The sequence below is a fragment of the Mesorhizobium sp. B2-4-15 genome (assembly GCF_006658505.1).
In the GTDB taxonomy this organism is placed as follows: Bacteria; Pseudomonadota; Alphaproteobacteria; order Rhizobiales; family Rhizobiaceae; genus Mesorhizobium.
Map to the genome: position 1 here is coordinate 17748 of NZ_VFUZ01000037.1, position 15385 is coordinate 33132.

17 protein-coding genes and 2 pseudogenes are annotated in these 15385 nt (G+C 62.2%); 5 read left to right on the top strand and 14 right to left on the bottom strand.

The window, feature by feature from the left end; translation table 11 throughout:
- Positions 1-145: 145 nt before the first annotated feature.
- From FJ930_RS27885 to iolE, 10 genes are all read right to left on the bottom strand, one after another.
- On the bottom strand, positions 146-367 hold the full coding sequence (locus FJ930_RS27885; RefSeq protein ID WP_140748619.1) for a hypothetical protein: 222 nt from the start codon (positions 365-367) through the stop codon (positions 146-148).
- 555 nt (positions 368-922) lie between these two features.
- Complete coding sequence (locus tag FJ930_RS30795) at positions 923-1051, bottom strand: hypothetical protein (RefSeq protein ID WP_281406691.1); 129 nt, start codon at positions 1049-1051, stop codon at positions 923-925.
- A gap of 164 nt (positions 1052-1215) precedes the next feature.
- Complete coding sequence (locus tag FJ930_RS27890; RefSeq protein WP_140748621.1) at positions 1216-1395, bottom strand: hypothetical protein; 180 nt, start codon at positions 1393-1395, stop codon at positions 1216-1218.
- Positions 1396-1985: 590 nt separating this feature from the next.
- Positions 1986-2924, bottom strand: a complete 939-nt coding sequence (locus tag FJ930_RS27895; RefSeq protein WP_140748623.1) for a sugar phosphate isomerase/epimerase — start codon at positions 2922-2924, stop codon at positions 1986-1988.
- A gap of 30 nt (positions 2925-2954) precedes the next feature.
- Positions 2955-3947 (bottom strand): inositol 2-dehydrogenase, encoded by a 993-nt coding sequence (iolG, locus tag FJ930_RS27900; protein WP_140748625.1) that lies wholly within the window; start codon positions 3945-3947, stop codon positions 2955-2957.
- A gap of 52 nt (positions 3948-3999) precedes the next feature.
- Positions 4000-4818, bottom strand: a complete 819-nt coding sequence (locus FJ930_RS27905; protein ID WP_140748627.1) for a carbohydrate ABC transporter permease — start codon at positions 4816-4818, stop codon at positions 4000-4002.
- Positions 4815-5720 carry a sugar ABC transporter permease gene (locus FJ930_RS27910; RefSeq protein WP_141840914.1) on the bottom strand — a complete coding sequence of 302 codons (906 nt, stop codon included), beginning with the start codon at positions 5718-5720 and terminating at the stop codon, positions 4815-4817. Before FJ930_RS27910 ends, FJ930_RS27905 begins: the two co-directional genes overlap by 4 nt.
- On the bottom strand, positions 5720-7039 hold the full coding sequence (locus tag FJ930_RS27915) for an extracellular solute-binding protein (protein ID WP_141840915.1): 1320 nt from the start codon (positions 7037-7039) through the stop codon (positions 5720-5722). The genes FJ930_RS27910 and FJ930_RS27915 overlap by 1 nt, the downstream gene beginning before the upstream one ends.
- On the bottom strand, positions 7036-8133 hold the full coding sequence (locus tag FJ930_RS27920) for an ABC transporter ATP-binding protein (RefSeq protein ID WP_140748633.1): 1098 nt from the start codon (positions 8131-8133) through the stop codon (positions 7036-7038). The genes FJ930_RS27915 and FJ930_RS27920 overlap by 4 nt, the downstream gene beginning before the upstream one ends.
- Before the next feature lie 26 nt (positions 8134-8159).
- Positions 8160-9068: a myo-inosose-2 dehydratase gene (iolE, locus tag FJ930_RS27925; protein ID WP_141840916.1), complete on the bottom strand. Its 909-nt coding sequence runs from the start codon at positions 9066-9068 to the stop codon at positions 8160-8162.
- Between the two features lie 222 nt (positions 9069-9290).
- On the opposite strand from iolE, the gene FJ930_RS27930 reads away from it, so the two are divergent.
- Positions 9291-10778, top strand: coding sequence for a PLP-dependent aminotransferase family protein (locus FJ930_RS27930; protein WP_141840917.1), 1488 nt, complete (start codon positions 9291-9293; stop codon positions 10776-10778).
- 1220 nt (positions 10779-11998) lie between these two features.
- Here FJ930_RS27930 and FJ930_RS27940 read toward each other — a convergent pair.
- Positions 11999-12181, bottom strand: coding sequence for a hypothetical protein (locus FJ930_RS27940; RefSeq protein ID WP_140749949.1), 183 nt, complete (start codon positions 12179-12181; stop codon positions 11999-12001).
- 125 nt (positions 12182-12306) lie between these two features.
- Here FJ930_RS27940 and FJ930_RS30185 point away from each other — a divergent pair, with 125 nt between their 5' ends.
- On the top strand, positions 12307-12471 hold the full coding sequence (locus FJ930_RS30185) for a hypothetical protein (protein ID WP_181176589.1): 165 nt from the start codon (positions 12307-12309) through the stop codon (positions 12469-12471).
- 691 nt (positions 12472-13162) lie between these two features.
- Positions 13163-13374 (top strand): annotated as a pseudogene (locus FJ930_RS30660) (DNA-binding protein).
- Here FJ930_RS30660 and FJ930_RS27955 read toward each other — a convergent pair.
- Complete coding sequence (locus tag FJ930_RS27955; protein WP_140749951.1) at positions 13346-13585, bottom strand: hypothetical protein; 240 nt, start codon at positions 13583-13585, stop codon at positions 13346-13348. The pseudogene FJ930_RS30660 and the gene FJ930_RS27955 overlap by 29 nt on opposite strands.
- 102 nt (positions 13586-13687) lie before the next feature.
- Between FJ930_RS27955 and FJ930_RS27960 the strand changes: the two genes are divergently transcribed.
- Both FJ930_RS27960 and FJ930_RS27965 read left to right on the top strand, forming a co-directional pair.
- A complete protein-coding gene (locus FJ930_RS27960) occupies positions 13688-14020 on the top strand; it encodes a type II toxin-antitoxin system PrlF family antitoxin (RefSeq protein ID WP_141840918.1) in 333 nt (110 codons plus the stop codon).
- Positions 14021-14022: 2 nt separating this feature from the next.
- Entirely contained in the window at positions 14023-14514 is a 492-nt protein-coding gene (locus tag FJ930_RS27965; protein ID WP_140749957.1) for a type II toxin-antitoxin system YhaV family toxin, read from the top strand.
- 265 nt (positions 14515-14779) lie between these two features.
- Here the strand turns inward: FJ930_RS27965 and FJ930_RS30665 are convergent.
- Positions 14780-15013: pseudogene (locus FJ930_RS30665) on the bottom strand (DUF736 domain-containing protein); the annotation flags it as partial.
- A gap of 58 nt (positions 15014-15071) precedes the next feature.
- On the bottom strand, positions 15072-15236 hold the full coding sequence (locus tag FJ930_RS30190) for a hypothetical protein (protein WP_181176590.1): 165 nt from the start codon (positions 15234-15236) through the stop codon (positions 15072-15074).
- Positions 15237-15385: the final 149 nt, after the last annotated feature.

Sequence of the window (15385 nt, forward strand, 5' to 3'; positions counted from 1 at the left end):
ACCACGTTTGCGAGCACCCAGGATGCGGCAAACGTGCCCCCTTCGGCTTCGCCCGGCCGCTGCAATCGTCGCATTGGTTTTGCCTCGAACATCGCGCCCAGGGCGATCGATACCTGTAGGAGTAGCGATGTCCGACCACAAATGCTCAGTCGTCGTGAGTGTCCAGCAGAAGGCCCAGGTGCCGCGTCCCCGCGCTTTCGACGATCAATTGCTCTAAGTCGAAATCGGAGAGACGCGTTTTTGCCCGTTTGCGAATGACCCTGATCGCGTCTGAAATAGACACTGGAGTGGTCTTGCTGTGATCATCAAGGTACTGACCGACTGCGATCACAGCGTCGACGTCAACGTTCGTTGGCAAGTCCCGCATGTGCCCCACCCTCCGCACTGTCGCGCTGCGCCAAAAGGCTCGCTGAGCAAACCCCTTGCCCCGACCCAGCGAGCCCACGCCCCGGTACGAACGGGCCGGTTTCCAGCCATCAGAGCTGGCAAAGCTGAGGGCAGCAATTCGGATGCCATGTTGGATGACCCAAAACGGAACGGAGGAGAAATCGGAAGAAAGCGCCCGCCCAGCTGGAGAGTTGAGCGGGCAATTGCGCCCGAGAGGGAAACTTGCTGATGGCCGTCGCGAGCCAATATCGCACTCAAGAGCCGATCTCACATCATCCGAATGGACATTGAACGTGAGGCCGCAGGGTGCACGTTTAGGCAGCCGACCGTGACGAATGGCCGGTTAGGGCCTGGTTGCTGCGTCCCCCCCGCGAACACCCCACCAGCGGCCGGGCCCGCCCAACGTTTGTCGCCAGATCCCTGCGAACGGCACCGTCACAATCCATGGCGCATTCGGTGTTGAGCTTGAAAGATGTCGTCGCCAGCGCTTCCCCGGTGGCCGATACCTCTGAGGCGGTGATTAGCGATCACTTGACTAAGAAAGATGGCGCGCCAGAATCTCAACATGGCGCGGGAAATAGACATCGGCGATGTTGTCGCCATCACGGCCACGGTGCGAAAGCGGATCGGCGAATGCGGTGCGCTGAACATCACCGGCAATCACTTCCCCTATTCCATCCTCGACCCGAAAGCCAAACCTGGCGACAAGATCCGGCTCGAAGGTGAGCGGCCGAGCCCATGGCCAAGGCGATTGGCGACAAGGTGCGAATCAAGGAGATCACGCCAAAGAAGATGCGGCGATGATTCGAGCTTTCTCAAGTCCGATCGTTAGTGCCTGCCGAGCGCGGCGGCCAGTTCGGACGCGCGCGCAAGGATTTCACGGGACCTCTCTGTCAGCCGGCGGTTCTGCTCGATGAGTTCCTGAGTTTCTTTGATCCGGATGAGGCTTTGCCGCTCCCTCTCATCGAACTGCTTAACCCGCTTTTTGGTGTCGTTGATCTGTTGCATGACGATTTAACCCGTGAGGCTGGAAACCGTTCCCTGGGCCGGCGGCCGAGGCGCTGCACTTGAGCATCGTGAAGCCGTTCATTTCGCTGCAATGTGCGCATTACCGTGCAACACGGCACCTGGCCAAACTTAGAAGTCTTCCCGCATTGTTCCGCATGTCCCGCAACCGATCGGCCGGCAATTGCGACTGAGGAAGCGGCCGTCGGCTCACAGCCTCAGGTCAGCGTCACAACATCTTGCGACCACGACCATTTGCGGCGATCCCTTCCAGTTTGCGCATCACGGCTACATCTGCCATCGCAAACCCGCGAATGCTGCGGCAGATTTTGCGCGCTCGTCCTTGCCGCCGCCGGACCGTTGATGCACGGCGGTTTTCGGTTGGAACTGGCGTGACCGCACTGGCCGCCGGCCTGATCCTTCTTTACGGGCTTCCTCAGTTTGCCCTGGCCGGTCTTCATCCTCGGCGTCGCTTGTTTGCATCGCGGGTGGCGAGCGTAAGGGTTGGCGTCGCACAGATCGATCTCGTGGAATTGCGCAGGACCGGCAACGGGCAAACCCTCTCTCAACCCGAACCTCGGCAGGTCCTCGCTTCAGGCCAGGTTAATCGCCACGTTGCGCAGCAGCGCCACGGATTTGCGCATGCCTTCCATCGGCGACAACATCATGTCCTCGTGCTCGATGGAGAGCACATCGTCATAGCCGGCCTGCTTCAGCGCGGTGCAGAACTGCCGCCACCAGGTCTCGCCGTGGCCGTAACCCAGCGTGATGTAGTTCCAGGCGCGTTCGGCATAGAGCGTCGGCGGACGCGCATCGAGCACGCCATCTATGCCGGCGGGAATCGGTTCGACCCGCGTGTCCTTGGCATGGACATAGTAGATCGCCGAGCCGAGCTTGCGCACGGCGGCAATGGGGTCGGCGCCCATCCACATCGGATGGCTCGGATCGTAGTTGGCGCCGACGGTTACGCCGACGGCGTCGCGAAGCCGGAGCAGTGTCTGGACGTTGTAGACGGCCTGATAGCCGTGCAGTTCGAGGCAGAGCTTGCGGATGCCGAGATCATTCGAGAACTTCACCAGGTCGCGCCAGTAGGGAATAATGCAATCGTCCCACTGGTAGCGCTGGATGTCGGCGCATTCGGGCGGCCAGTCGGTGATGATCCAGTTCGGGTTGGCATCGCCCGGGCCGCCGGGCAGGCCCGACATCATGACCACGCGGTCGATCCCCATCAGGCTCGCCAGCCGGATTGTATCCTCTGTCACCTGATGGTGCTTCCTGCCCTGCGGTCCCGGATGCAGCGGATTGCCGGAGCAGTTGAGCGCCGCGATCGTCAGCCCATGATCCCTGACCTTGGCGACGAACTCGCTACGCGTCGTGGCGCTGCCCAGCATCGCCTGGAGATCGATGTGCGGCGCCGACGACCAGTTGCCGCAGGCGAACTCTAGCGTCTCCAGCCCAAGCTCGGCCGAGGCGGCGAGCATCTCGTCGAAGGAGAGGTTTCCCAGGCTGTCGGTGATCATGCCAATCTTCATGGAACGCTCCTGGTATCCTGCAACGCTCGATCAGAGCCCGACCGGCTCGAACCTGCCGGACTTGGCGGAGGCAAGCGCTGCCTCGCAAAGGATCATCGCCTTTCGGCCGTCGCTCGCGGTGACATCGGGCTTCCTGCCCGTCTCGACGCAAGAGATGAAATGGTCGATCTCGGCGGCGTAGGATTCGCCGTAGCGCTCGACGAAGAAATAGTACGGTTTGTCGCGCGATATGCCGTTGACGCCGGACATCTCGACCGAGGTCGGCAGGCGGTTACCGGCTTGCAGCATGCCGTCGGTGCCATGCACCTCGATGCGCTGGTCGTAGCCGTAGGCGGCGCGCACGCTGTTATTGATGTGGCACTGCCGGCCCGATGCAGTCCGCAGGATGAACATCGCGGTGTCGTAGTCGCCGAGCTTGCTGTATTGCGGCGCCACCAGCGAAGAGCCGGTGGCAAAGAGTTCGACTGGTTCCTCGCCCAGGAGATTGCGCGCCATGTCGAAGTCGTGGATGGTCATCTCGCGGAAGACGCCCCCACCCCCGGCCAGCGCTTCCTCGGTTTCGGGTTCGGGGTCGCGGCTGGTGATGATGACCTGCTCGACAGCGCCGATCTCGCCGGCGACAAGGCGCTCCTTCAGCGCCCGGAAGCTCGGGTCGAAACGTCGGTTGAAGCCGATCTGGAACGGCACGCCGGCCTTCTCGACCGCCGCCAGGCATTCATCCGTGCGCATGAGGTCGAGGTCGATCGGCTTCTCGCAGAAGATCGCCTTCCCCTTCGCCGCTGCCGCAATGGCAAGCTCGGCATGTGTGCGCGTCGCCGAGGCAATGAACACCATTCTCACCGCCGGGTCGTTCATGACTGTGTCGGTGTCGGCGATCTCGGCGCCTGTGATGGCCGCAATCGTGCCTGCGGCCTCACGATTGGGATCGATGATGTAGCGCAGCCGCACTTTTGGGTGGCGCGTGAGGTTGCCCGCGTGCACGCGGCCGATCAGCCCCACCCCGAACAGACAGACATCCATCATGCTTCGACTTTCCTGTCGAGCCGTCTCTCTTGCGAGACGGCCAATTCATGGTTCATTTGACGGCGCCCATGGTCAGTCCGCGCACCAGGTGCCGCTGCACCAGAAGCGCGAAGAAGACGATCGGCAGCGCGCCGATGACGCCGGCGGCCGCCATCGAGGCCCAGTCGGTGTCGATGCGGCCGATCAGCGTCGCGGTTCCGCGCGGCATGGTCATCGCCCTAGGCGTCGCCGTCAGTGCCAGCGCAAAGAGGAATTCGTTGAAGGTGACCAGCACGGCGAAGATCGCGGTGGCTGCGAGCCCGGGAGCCGCCAGCGGCAGCGTGATGCGGCGAAAGGCGCCGAAGCGGGAATCGCCGTCGACCATCGCCGCCTCCTCGAGATCAACGGGGATTTCGCGGAAAAAGCTCTCCATCATCCAGACGCAGAAGGTGACGTTGAAGGCAGTGTAGGTGGCGATCAGCCCCAGCCAGGTGTCAAGCAGGCCTAGGCTGAGCATCAGCAGATAGACCGGGATCAGGATGACGACCGGCGGGATGATGCGCAGCGTTAGCAGGAACAGGCCGACCTTGCGCTCCATGGCGAAAGGCAGGCGAAAGCGGGCGATCGCATAGGCACCCATGGCGCCAACGACCAGCGCGATCGCAACTGAGAAGAAGGTCACCACCAGCGAATTGGCGAGGTAGGAGCCGAACTGCTTTTCGGTGAACAGCCTGACGTAATTGTCGAGCGTCGGTACATGCGGGTAGAGCGTGCCTTCCTGCGTGATCTCCCGGTTGGACTTCAGCGAGGTCGAGACCAGCCAGTAAATCGGCAGCAGCACGACTGCCAGCACGAAGCTAGTGGTGAGGATGCGCGTCACACGAGAGCTCATGACGCGTCGATCCTGCGCAGGAGCCTGATGGCGCTGAAGGCGAGCCCGAGCACGACGAGGCCGACCGTCACGAACAACGCCGCCGCGTAGCCGGTCTGCTGGAACTTGAACGCGGTGTCGTAGCCGTAGATCGAAATGAGCCTCGTCGCTTCGCCCGGTCCGCCACGGGTCAGCACGAAGACCTGGTCGAAGGTGCCGAAGGCATCGATGGTCCTGAGCACGATGGCGACTGCCAGCACCGGCCGCATCATCGGGAAGGTGAGATCGGCAAAGACGCGCCAGGCGCCGGCCCCGTCGACGCGCGCGGCCTCGAACGGCTCGTGCGGCAGCGATTGCAGGCCGGCGAGCAGGATCAGGAACATTAGCGGCGTCCATTCCCAGACGTCGAGGACGACGAGGCCGATGAAGGCATTGAGCGAGTTGCCGAGGATCTGCACCGCGCCGCCGCCCATGGCCTCGGACAGCGCCGTCAGCATGCCGGCGTCGCTGGCGTAGATCAGCCGGAAGACGATGGCGACAACAACCGGCGTGATCACCATTGGGATGATCAGCACCGTCCTCAAAAGGCGAATGCCGCGAAACTCGCGCAGGCAGAACAGAGCCAGCGCAAAGCCGAGCACCGCCTCCACGGACACCGACAGCGCGACGAATTTCACCGTGACCCAGAGCGCGTTAAGGAACTGCGCGTCGCTCCACAGGCGCACATAGTTCTGGATACCGACGTCGGCGACCGGCGAGCCGTAGCGGTAGGCTCTGGTGCTGGCCCTGAGACCGTCCCACAGCGGATAGACAAGCACGCCCAGCACGATCGTCAGGCCCGGAGCCAGCATGAGATATGGGAGGGCGAGGTCGAGCCCCGCCCCCTGCAAGCGATATTGGGGCGCCTGCGTTGCGCTTTTCATCAGTAGTAACCGGCTGTGGCCAGGTAGTCCTTGACCTGCTTGGCGGCCGTGTCGAGCGAGGCACCGCCGCCGGAACCGGCCTGCAGCGCCTTGTTGAGCTCGATGCCGAGCAGTTCTTCGACCTTCGCCCAATCCGGTGTGCGCGGCCGGGGCAGCGCGCCGGCATCGAGCTGCTGCAAGGCAATAGGGATCAGCCGGTTGCCTGGTTTGGCGATGCCGAAGGCGCTGCGCTTGACCGGGATCGAGCCCGCTTCCGAGAGCTTGGCCTGGATGTCGGCGCTGGTGTACCACTTCAGGAATTCGATCGCGTTCGCCTTGTTGGGCGCCGATTTCGGCACGCCGGCGATGAAGATGCCCATCTGGGCGATCGCCTTCTCCTGCTTCGGCACGACGCCGAAATCGAGCTTGCCCGCCACCTTGGTCTGAGCCGGATCGTCGGCCTTCAAGGCATTGCCGGAATACTGGATGATGGCACCGGCATCGCCGCCGAGGATCGCCGCACCTTCCTGGTCAGAGTCGAACTCGACCACGCCGCTCGGCGCGTTCTGCTTCATCGTGCCGACGAAGAAATCGGCCGATGCCTTGCCTTCCGGGGAATTGAAGATCGGGTTCCACTTGTCGTCGAAGAAGGAGCCGCCGAACGACAGGAAGACCGGATACCAGCTGGTGACGATCGGATTGCCGGAGACGCCACGGAAGACGACCGGATATTTGATCTTGCCGGCCGCCACACCTTCCTTGCCCTTGGCGATCACCTCGTCCCAGGTTTTCGGCGCGCCGTCCGTGTAGACGTCGTTGCGGTAGGTGAGCGTCTGCAGATCACCAACGAAAGGCACACAGATCAGCGTCGGTTTGGCGCCTTCGAAACCCTTGACGCGGGGCCCTTCCTGCGGCGGCCAGTAGCCCATGTCGATCATCGAGACGATCCAGTCCTTGTCGGCCCCGTCGACGCCTTCGGCGCCGAGATCCTCGAGCACGTTGGCGGCGCCGAACTGCGGCACCCAGGGATCGTCGAGCAGATAGAGGTCATACTGGCCGGCGCCGCTCTGGGCGTCGGCGAACCACTTCTCCAGGGTCACGCCGTATTCGTCCTCGAGGAACTCGATGTCGAAGCCGGCCTCCTTGGCTTGGGGGATGATCTTCTGCTTGAATGGTGTCAGCCCGCCATCGGCGAAGGCGCCGATGATGACCTTCTTGCCGGCAGCCTTGGCCGGCATTGGCAGGCCGAGTGTGGTGAGGGCCGTGGTGGCGAGCGCCAGGCCGAGGCCGCCCTTGATGACGGAGCGGCGAGTAAGTCTGCTTCTGCTGGAACGCGTCATTTCTCTCTCCCGTTACTGTTGACCCTTTGGACGGCGGTGAGGCCGGCCGAATTGAAGAGACAGGCGTTCGCCGCATCGAAGGCGACGCTGATGTTTTCGCCCACCGAACCCCTGAAATCGCGGCCGGCACGCACCGAGACATTGCCGCCGTCGAGCCGCACATTGACCAGCGTCTCGTTGCCCATCGGCTCGACCACGTAGATCTCGCCCGGCAGTGCGCCCGGCGCACCAGGCTGGGCGATGCTGCAGTCTTCCGGGCGCAAGCCGATCTCGACGATCTCGGCCAGGCGGCATGCGGTGAGTCGCGCTCGCGCCAGCGGCACGATCCTTCCGCCCGCCATCACGCCTTGCTCGGCCAGCGTGACCGGCAGAATGTTCATCGGCGGATTGCCGACGAAAGTGGCGACAAAGCGGTTGGCCGGTCGGTCGTAGATGTCGATGGGCGGCGCCATTTGCTGAAGGTCGCCGCCATGCATGACGCCGACGAGGTCGGCCATGGTCAGCGCCTCGACCTGATCGTGGGTGACGTAGATGGTAGTGGCGCTGAGGCGCTGGCAGAGGCGCTTGATCTCGCCGCGCATGGTGAGCCGCAGTCGCGCATCGAGATTGGACAAAGGCTCGTCCATGAGGAAGGCTGCCGGATCCCTGACGATCGCCCGCGCCAGCGCGACCCGCTGCCGCTGCCCGCCGGAGAGTTGGCGCGGCCGGCGGTCGAGCAGGTGACCGATTTCGAGGATGGCGGCGACCTCGCCGATCTTGGCCTTGCGCGCGGTGTCCGGCGTGCCGCGGATCCACAGCGGATAGCCGATGTTCTCGGCGACCGTCATCTGCGGGTAGAGCGCGTAGCTCTGGAAGACCATGGCGATGTCGCGGTCGCGCGGCTGGAGGCGAGTGACGTCGCGCTCGCCGATGAAGACTTTGCCCGAGGTCGGCATGTCCAGCCCGGCGAGGATGCGCAGCGCCGTCGTCTTGCCGCAGCCCGATGGGCCGAGGAGCGCGAGGAATTTGTGATCCGGCACGGCGAGGTCGAGTGATCGCAGCACATTGAGTGCGCCGAAATTCTTGACCACCTTTCTATACAGGACCGAACTCATCGCCCTCCGGCGCCCCCGCTTGTGCCTCAGCCCTTCCGTTCGTCGACCGTGAAGCCGGCCTTGCGCGCCAGCTCGCGCAGATTGCGATAGCCCATCGTTGCGTAAGTCAGCGGATGCGCCCTGGCCGGATCCTGCTCGGCTTCCACGACCAGCCAGCCGGCATAGCCATTGTCGGCCAGCACCTTGAGCAGCGTCGCATAGTCGATCCCGCCATCGCCCGGCACGGTGAAGATGCCTTCCATCACCGCGCCCATGAAGCTCATGTCGGCGGCCCGCGCCCGCTTCAGCATCTCGGGTCGGACATCCTTGCAATGGACGTGGACGACGCGGCCGATGTGCCGACGCAGCAGGCTTTCGGGATCGCCGCCGGAGAAGGCGCAATGGCCGGTGTCGTAGAGCAGGCCGACCGCCTCGCCCGACCCCGCCATCAGCCTGCCGATCTCCTCGTCGGTCTCAATGATGGTGCCCATGTGATGGTGGAAAGCCATCCTGACGCCAAAATCGGCGAAGCGTTCGGCAAGCCGGGTAATCTTGGCGCCATAGGCCTGCCATTCATCGTCGGCGAGTTTCGGGCGCTGCGAGATCCGGTCATGGATGGCGCCGTGACGGCCGCGCGAGGTGTCGGCATAGACGACGTGCTTGGCGCCGAGGTCGCGCAGCAGCGTCAGATGCGGCAAGATGGCGTCGAACTCTTCCTCGACCTCTTTTTCGCAGATGCGGCCATCATACCAGCCGGAGATGAGTTCGAGGCTGTAGGGCTTGAGCGCCGCCTTCAAAGCCTCGCTTTGCTTCGGGAATTTGCCGCCGAGCTCGGTGCCGGCATAGCCGGCCTGGCTGGTTTCGGACAGGCAAACCTCAAGCGGCGTGTCGCCGCCCAGTTCGGGCACGTCGTCATTTGTCCACGTGATGGGGTTGATGCCCAGCTTGACGGCCATCGTATCTCCCGCTGGCGCAAGCTTCCGCAGCAATGGCGCTCCACCCGGGCAGTGGACGCTCTGCAGGCGGCATGTCTGGCGCGCTGTTCCCGTTTTTCTTTGCATCTAAGCGCCAATCTGTATCCATCGCGAGGGCCAGTTTGGGCGGAAGTGAAGGTGCCAGTTTCGCTTGCCGCCATCGTCGGCTAAGCTTGCCCTTCCTTCTTGTCCGGGGTGTTGCCGATGCAGATGTCGAGGCGCAGGCGCCAGGCCTTTCCGATGGAGGCGCTGCTGATCGAGCGCACCGTGGCCGAGCCGATCCAGCGCCAGCTCTATCGGCAGATCGCCGCGATGATCCGCGACAAGCGGCTGGCACCAGGATCGGAGTTGCCCTCCACCCGCGCGTTGGCTGATGATCTCGGCCTTGCCCGCAATACCATCGTCGGTGCCTACGACCAGCTGACGACGGAGGGGTATCTCACTAGCCGGCCCGGCGCGCGCGCCATCGTCGTCGACCTGCCGGCCAATTCGCCCGGGAGCGACAGGCGCAGCGCGTCCGCGTCCGCGACCGCCATCCGCCATCCACTATCGATGCGCGGCGAGAGCATGATGCGGCAGCCCTTCCACCACGGTGCGCCCGGCCGCTTCGCCTTCCACCCCGGCATGCCAGACGCGCAAAATTTCCCGTTCGGGGTGTGGGGGCGGCTCTTGGCGCGCCGCGCCACCTTCGGCGCCGACATGCTGTTCGGCACCTATCACGTCACCGGCCTGCCGGCGCTGAAGGAGGCGATCGCGAGCTATCTGGTGTCGGCGCGCGGTGTGCGCTGCCTGCCTGAGCAGATCGTGGTGACCACCGGCGCCCAGGCTGCATTCGACCTGCTTGCCAGACTGCTGCTCGACCCCGGTGACACGGTGTGGCTGGAGGAGCCGGGCTACTACGCCGCCAGGGCGACCTTCACGGTTGCCGGCGGCAATATTCTGCCGCTTACCGTAGACGGCGACGGCTGGCAGATGAACCCACCCGAGATCGCGCCGCGGCTGATCTATGTGACGCCGGCCTGCCAGCATCCGCTTGGCACCACCATGCGCATGGATCAGCGGCTGCGCCTGTTCGAGATCGCCGAGCGCCACAATTCCTGGATCGTCGAGGACGATTTCGACGGCGAGTACCGCTTCCAGGGACGACCGGTTCCGGCGATCCAGAGCATGGATTACGCCGAACGCGTTATCTATGTCGGCACCTTCGCCAAACTGCTGTTCCCGGCGCTCAGGCTGGGCTTCATGGTGCTGCCGCCGGCGCTCTGCGAGGGCATTCCGCATGCGCTGAGCACCACCGGCCAATTCGCTCCGCTGGTGCTGCAGGCCGCACTCGCCGACTTCATCGACGAAGGCCATATGAGCCGGCACCTAAAGCGCATGCGCCGCATTTATGCCGAGCGCCGCAAGCTGTTTCAGGATCTGTTCGCGGCGGAGCTTCCCGCCAACGTGACGCTCTCACCGGCCGAAGCCGGCATCCAGCTCGTCGCGCATCTGCCGGCAGATTGCGACGACCGCGCGGTCGTCGAGGCCGCCGACCGTCTCGGCGTCAACGCCTCGCCGCTATCCAAATATTACTGGTCGACCTCAGGCAACGGTTTGGTGCTCGGCTACGCCGCCTGCAACAAGGTGCAGACGGAGGCAGGCATGCGCAGGTTGCGGCAGGCAATCGAGCAATCGCGGATTCTGTACTGAGCCTCGGCTGTTCTCCGCCATGAGCGGACTTCCTCCGTGCGACTTCTATCATGACCGGCGGCACGTCGGCTTCATCACGTTGGACGGATCGCGCAGTCAGATCGTCTACGACTGAGCGTCTCAGGGGACGGTTCTCTCACGTCCTCAGAAGAGAAAAGCCCGCTGTTGGAGGCCTACCGACCGGACCCGCGCTTTCCAGCCGTAGCGCCCTTGGTCGACCTCGGAGGATTGGCCGCTTCGATGATTCGCAAAGCTTCTTCTGGAGTAATCCCGCACATGCGGGCATAATAGGCGGCTTCCGTCTGAACCTCGTCATCTAACGGTAGTGCAATAATCGTCTGCTTTGCTTTGTGCTTCGCCCTTTTTCCCATTTCAGGAATCGTATCACATTTCTGATATGGAGTATCAAATAGGGCAATGCATTAGTTTCAAGCTCTGTGGGGGACTAATTACTGGATGATCCGCCCTGCGGAACGCCCCATTCACCATGTGCCGGCAATCGCATTGTGAGCGCCGCCCCTAGGCATAGCGTGAACCGGCACCCTCTCCGGTGCACCCCCACAGCGCTAGTGCGCCTCAAGCCGCTGACGTTGCCTGAAGCAGACGACTTGGCGCCCCACATTCCCCCTGCCAAGTCGTCTGCCTCCTTCTTGCGTGCCAGCCCGCTCACTCTGACGAGCTACCTTGCGGCTCCAACTCCGGGAGCTTTGCGATGGCACGCGTTGAGAACGAACGATCCGATTAAGATTGACGATTGCGGAACTCGCCGATCCAGACCGCGTAATCGCTGCCTGCATCGAGATCTATGGTTCAGAAGCAGCGACTGCCGCAGCCGCCTGTGCGCTTGAGGCACATTTTGCCGGCCGTGGTCCTGACTACTGGTTCTCGTGTCAGGCCTATCGAGAACTTATGGCCACCGGCACCAGGCCCGAGCACGAGCCGTTGGAGATGGAGACCTGAGGATCCGAGGCCTGCATCTGGTCCGCCGCCTCTTTAGCCGGTGCGGGGAAACATTTCGCGTCTCCGCAAGTTCTTTTCCTAAATTCGAGGACTAGAGGCCGCCATGCCGACGTATCACATCGAGGAAATGGAAAACGGCGAGGTCGTGCGAGCCCATCTCGCCAAAGTGCAACCGCCGTCGAGGCGTTAAAACATGTCGTTGATCGGCCTGTATCACCTGGAGCCAGACAACCACGTTGGTTTCGTGTCGTCGATGAAAGTCAGCGCATAATCCACGAATTTAGCTTCGACTGATTTTCGGTACGTCCCGATTCCCGCTGAATACGCATCTCTTTCAGCTTAGCCGTCTTTGCATCACGCGCTTGCCGTTCCGCGTCTTGGATTGCCCTGGATTCGCGGTCCGCTCTTGCAATCTTCTCCTTGTCGATCGATCGGCGTTTCATGCTAGCGCCTCCCTACGAATTTTGAGCCCAAAAAATGTATTTTGCTCAAAAAGGTTCCGCATCTTATTTGATGGTGACGGCGCAAGTTGGTCGGAAGCCGGAACAAGCGAACCGAGGAGGGAGCCATGCAACTCCACACGCGTGGGTTGGAGATGGTCTACGAGCTTTCGACTGCCGCTGACCACCTTCAATCAATGAAAGAGGAGGACGTGATCGCGCTGCTCCGAGAAGCGTCTGCCGTGCTCGCTGAACTGCTAAAGCGAGACGTCCCGAAAGAGCGTCAGTCCTAGCGCTGAGTTCGCAGCATACCTGGAGTGCCCCGCAAGCGAACGACGCCCCGCCAGTCCGCCCGCCGACGGGGGCGTCGCCCAAAGGACCGTTGAAGGACTGACGATCCATCTTCCGAACTTGGCGATAGCGGAGATGTTCCGAACGCATCGCATTGGCTGACTGAGCTTGGCCCACGCTCTGGGCAGGAGGCGCGGGCCGGTCAAGTTTGCCTTGGCCAGCAGCGCGTCTTGGGGTCGCATCGCCGCCGCAATCGTATAGCGGCCTGTCCAGTCGTAGCCGTTTTTGGTGATCAGCCGTATCCCATCTTCATTCTTAATCACCTGGTTGCGGTACCCATCGGATTTGATCTCATGGACACTCATCGCCCTTCGCCAGTCTGCCATGCAGACCGAGACCGACACGACCGTCGTTGTTCACCCTGGCGTGTACCAACCTAGTGCCTTCAAACGGATGATGTCGAACACCTATTTCTAGCCGCCATTATACTTTGGCCCTACGCTCTCGCTTTGTCTCTTCCCGTCCTTCAAGACTGACCTCATTCATATCCATGCGCCAGCGTGCTCACGCGTGGGCTAGAGAGCTCCCGAGGGTTGCGGCATGTCACGCGTGGCCAGCAGCCGGCACGCGCTGCAATACTCTGATCGGCGGCTGAACACGATTTAGGAGGCAGAAATGGATGCGAACAAATAACTGACAGCCGAGGAGGTTTCGGAGCGCTATCGCGAAGCTATCTCAGTCGGGACCTCGCGCAACTGGCGTGCCAAGAAAATCGGTCCGACCTTCATCAAGGTAGGCAAGACGTTTTGAATCCCATCGACAAGCTTGACGCGTGGGATCAAAAAAACTTGGTGGCATGTCGTGCATCAAACGGAGTCACCATGGTCCTCGATGAGGAATCATGATGATCACGCGCCGCTCTAATTGAAGCAGCCGCATGAATTCCGGCGAGGGATGAACATGCACTTGGCCGATGAACTGGCCCGGTAGGTGCTGCTTGATTATCTTCGGCATGTTCATCGCCAGACGCAATCCACGATCTCCCCCGCACCAGGCGATCGGGATTTCTGCTTCGACGATTGCCGGCTTCCCGATCGCGGCGATGATCGGCCCCATTTCCGGACGGGGTCATGAGAGTTATAGACGTGAGGCGCAGCCGACCTTGACAACGTAAGGAAATTTCCTTACTTGCGTGGGAGATTGAATTTGGAGCCAGCCATGGGCGCGCTGCTGAAAGAAGAAAGCACCATTACCGCGAAGGGTCAGACGACCGTTCCCAAAGCTGTCAGGCAGGCTTTGGGCGTGGATTATGGCGGGCGCATCGCCTTTTTCGTCGATGACCAGCGCCGGGTCTATGTCGAGAAGGCGACCGAAGAGACCAGCGATCCAGTTGTCGATCGCTTTCTTGAATTTCTGGCGAAAGACATGACCAAGCACCCGGGCACGTCCGTTGTCGCGCTGCCCGCTAGCCTGCGGGATCGCATGGCGGCGCTTGTCGGGGACATGTACGTTGACCTCCATGCCGAGATCGACGGGGACGTCGCACTCTAGCCATGCTCACCGTCAATGGCTGGACCATTCTCGCGCATCCCCTCTTTCTCGATCAGTTGGAAAAGCTGACCGAGGCCGTCGAGGCGTTAAAGGCAAAGAAGCCGGATGAATACCAGAAGAACGCGAGCACCAAGCTTTTGGCCGCCTTGAACAAGCTTGTGTTCCAGACGATCCCGGCCGATCCGACCGCAACCGTCTACCGGCAAGGCTCGACGCTCGGTGAGGCGCATAAGCACTGGTTCCGGGCGAAATTCGGCAACGGTCGCTTTCGCCTGTTCTTCCGCTACGACTCGACCGCAAAAGTCATCATCTTCGCTTGGGTGAACGATGAAATCACCTTGCGAACCTATGGCGCGAAGACCGACGCCTACAAGATTTTCAAGGGGATGCTGGCGGATGGCAACCCGCCCGGCGATTGGGACGCGCTTCATAAGGCCACGTCCGATCCGGCCGTAGTCGACCGGCTGGAAAAAGCCTCGCCCCCGAATCCCTGACGAATATAGTGTTGAACGCTGATGGCGTTGCCCTTCGGACTGTGCTTCCGGCTGCGCCGGAATCACGCCAGCGGCGCGTTTCCGCCATTCGGTTTCATTGGCTAACGCAACCGGACGGCGACCAGAATCGGGCTCGTTCCTCGGCATGAAGGGTATCGAGGATCGCCTCGGGATCGGTCATAACCGACGCCTCCAGATGCACCGCACATGGCGAAACCCCGTCCACACCGGACGGGGCCTTTTTTTGTCGAGCCGATTTCACTCTGCGGCGCGACCAGATGAGGGAGAACTCGCCCTGCGTTTCCGTCTCGACCAGGCTCGCATAGATCGGAGCGGGGAAGCTCGGATCGGTGGCACCGGCGAAGATGCGGTGGTCCGGGCCCTTTTCGTTGTCGCCTTCGGCGGGGACGAAATCGACCGTCTTGACGTCAAGGTTGAGGGTCTTGACCGAGCCCTTGAAGCCCTTTGCGGTGCTGGTGAACATGCCGATGATGGCCATTGTGGTGGTTCCTTCGGTTTGCTCGTTGCAGCTGCAGAGGGTCGGGGCTTTCGCGGAACTAACCGTTCTTCGCAAGAAAGCGAGCTTCCCGCAGGATCGATGCGCGATCGAGACCGACCAGCGAGACTATGTCACGGATTTGCTGTTCGGTAGCGCCAGATTCCCGGGCAAGGTCGCGCACGACTTGGGCCGTCAGAGTGGAACGCTCCGGCTCGTTCGCCATGCCATCCGATGCCTCATTAATGGGCAGGAGTGCGCTGGTCGCTCCCAAGCATCAACGCCCGATAATGTGCTGTTGACGATTAATCTTTGTACGCTTCCGTACAGAACTTAGCGAGTCAATTCGACGAGATGCTCGGAGGCCGGCGAGCC

Coding starts and splice junctions, on each gene's coding strand:
- FJ930_RS27895 (WP_140748623.1), bottom strand. CDS start 2,924: ATGAAGATTGGCATGATCACCGACAGCCTGGGAAACCTCTCCTTCGAC.
- FJ930_RS27920 (WP_140748633.1), bottom strand. CDS start 8,133: ATGAGTTCGGTCCTGTATAGAAAGGTGGTCAAGAATTTCGGCGCACTC.
- FJ930_RS30190 (WP_181176590.1), bottom strand. CDS start 15,236: ATGGCGAACGAGCCGGAGCGTTCCACTCTGACGGCCCAAGTCGTGCGC.
- FJ930_RS27955 (WP_140749951.1), bottom strand. CDS start 13,585: ATGGGGCCGATCATCGCCGCGATCGGGAAGCCGGCAATCGTCGAAGCA.
- FJ930_RS27915 (WP_141840915.1), bottom strand. CDS start 7,039: ATGACGCGTTCCAGCAGAAGCAGACTTACTCGCCGCTCCGTCATCAAG.
- FJ930_RS27930 (WP_141840917.1), top strand. CDS start 9,291: ATGCAGATGTCGAGGCGCAGGCGCCAGGCCTTTCCGATGGAGGCGCTG.
- iolG (WP_140748625.1), bottom strand. CDS start 3,947: ATGATGGATGTCTGTCTGTTCGGGGTGGGGCTGATCGGCCGCGTGCAC.
- FJ930_RS27910 (WP_141840914.1), bottom strand. CDS start 5,720: ATGAAAAGCGCAACGCAGGCGCCCCAATATCGCTTGCAGGGGGCGGGG.
- iolE (WP_141840916.1), bottom strand. CDS start 9,068: ATGGCCGTCAAGCTGGGCATCAACCCCATCACGTGGACAAATGACGAC.
- FJ930_RS27890 (WP_140748621.1), bottom strand. CDS start 1,395: ATGCAACAGATCAACGACACCAAAAAGCGGGTTAAGCAGTTCGATGAG.
- FJ930_RS27905 (WP_140748627.1), bottom strand. CDS start 4,818: ATGAGCTCTCGTGTGACGCGCATCCTCACCACTAGCTTCGTGCTGGCA.
- FJ930_RS27885 (WP_140748619.1), bottom strand. CDS start 367: ATGCGGGACTTGCCAACGAACGTTGACGTCGACGCTGTGATCGCAGTC.
- FJ930_RS27965 (WP_140749957.1), top strand. CDS start 14,023: ATGCTCACCGTCAATGGCTGGACCATTCTCGCGCATCCCCTCTTTCTC.
- FJ930_RS27940 (WP_140749949.1), bottom strand. CDS start 12,181: ATGAAACGCCGATCGATCGACAAGGAGAAGATTGCAAGAGCGGACCGC.
- FJ930_RS27960 (WP_141840918.1), top strand. CDS start 13,688: ATGGGCGCGCTGCTGAAAGAAGAAAGCACCATTACCGCGAAGGGTCAG.
- FJ930_RS30185 (WP_181176589.1), top strand. CDS start 12,307: ATGCAACTCCACACGCGTGGGTTGGAGATGGTCTACGAGCTTTCGACT.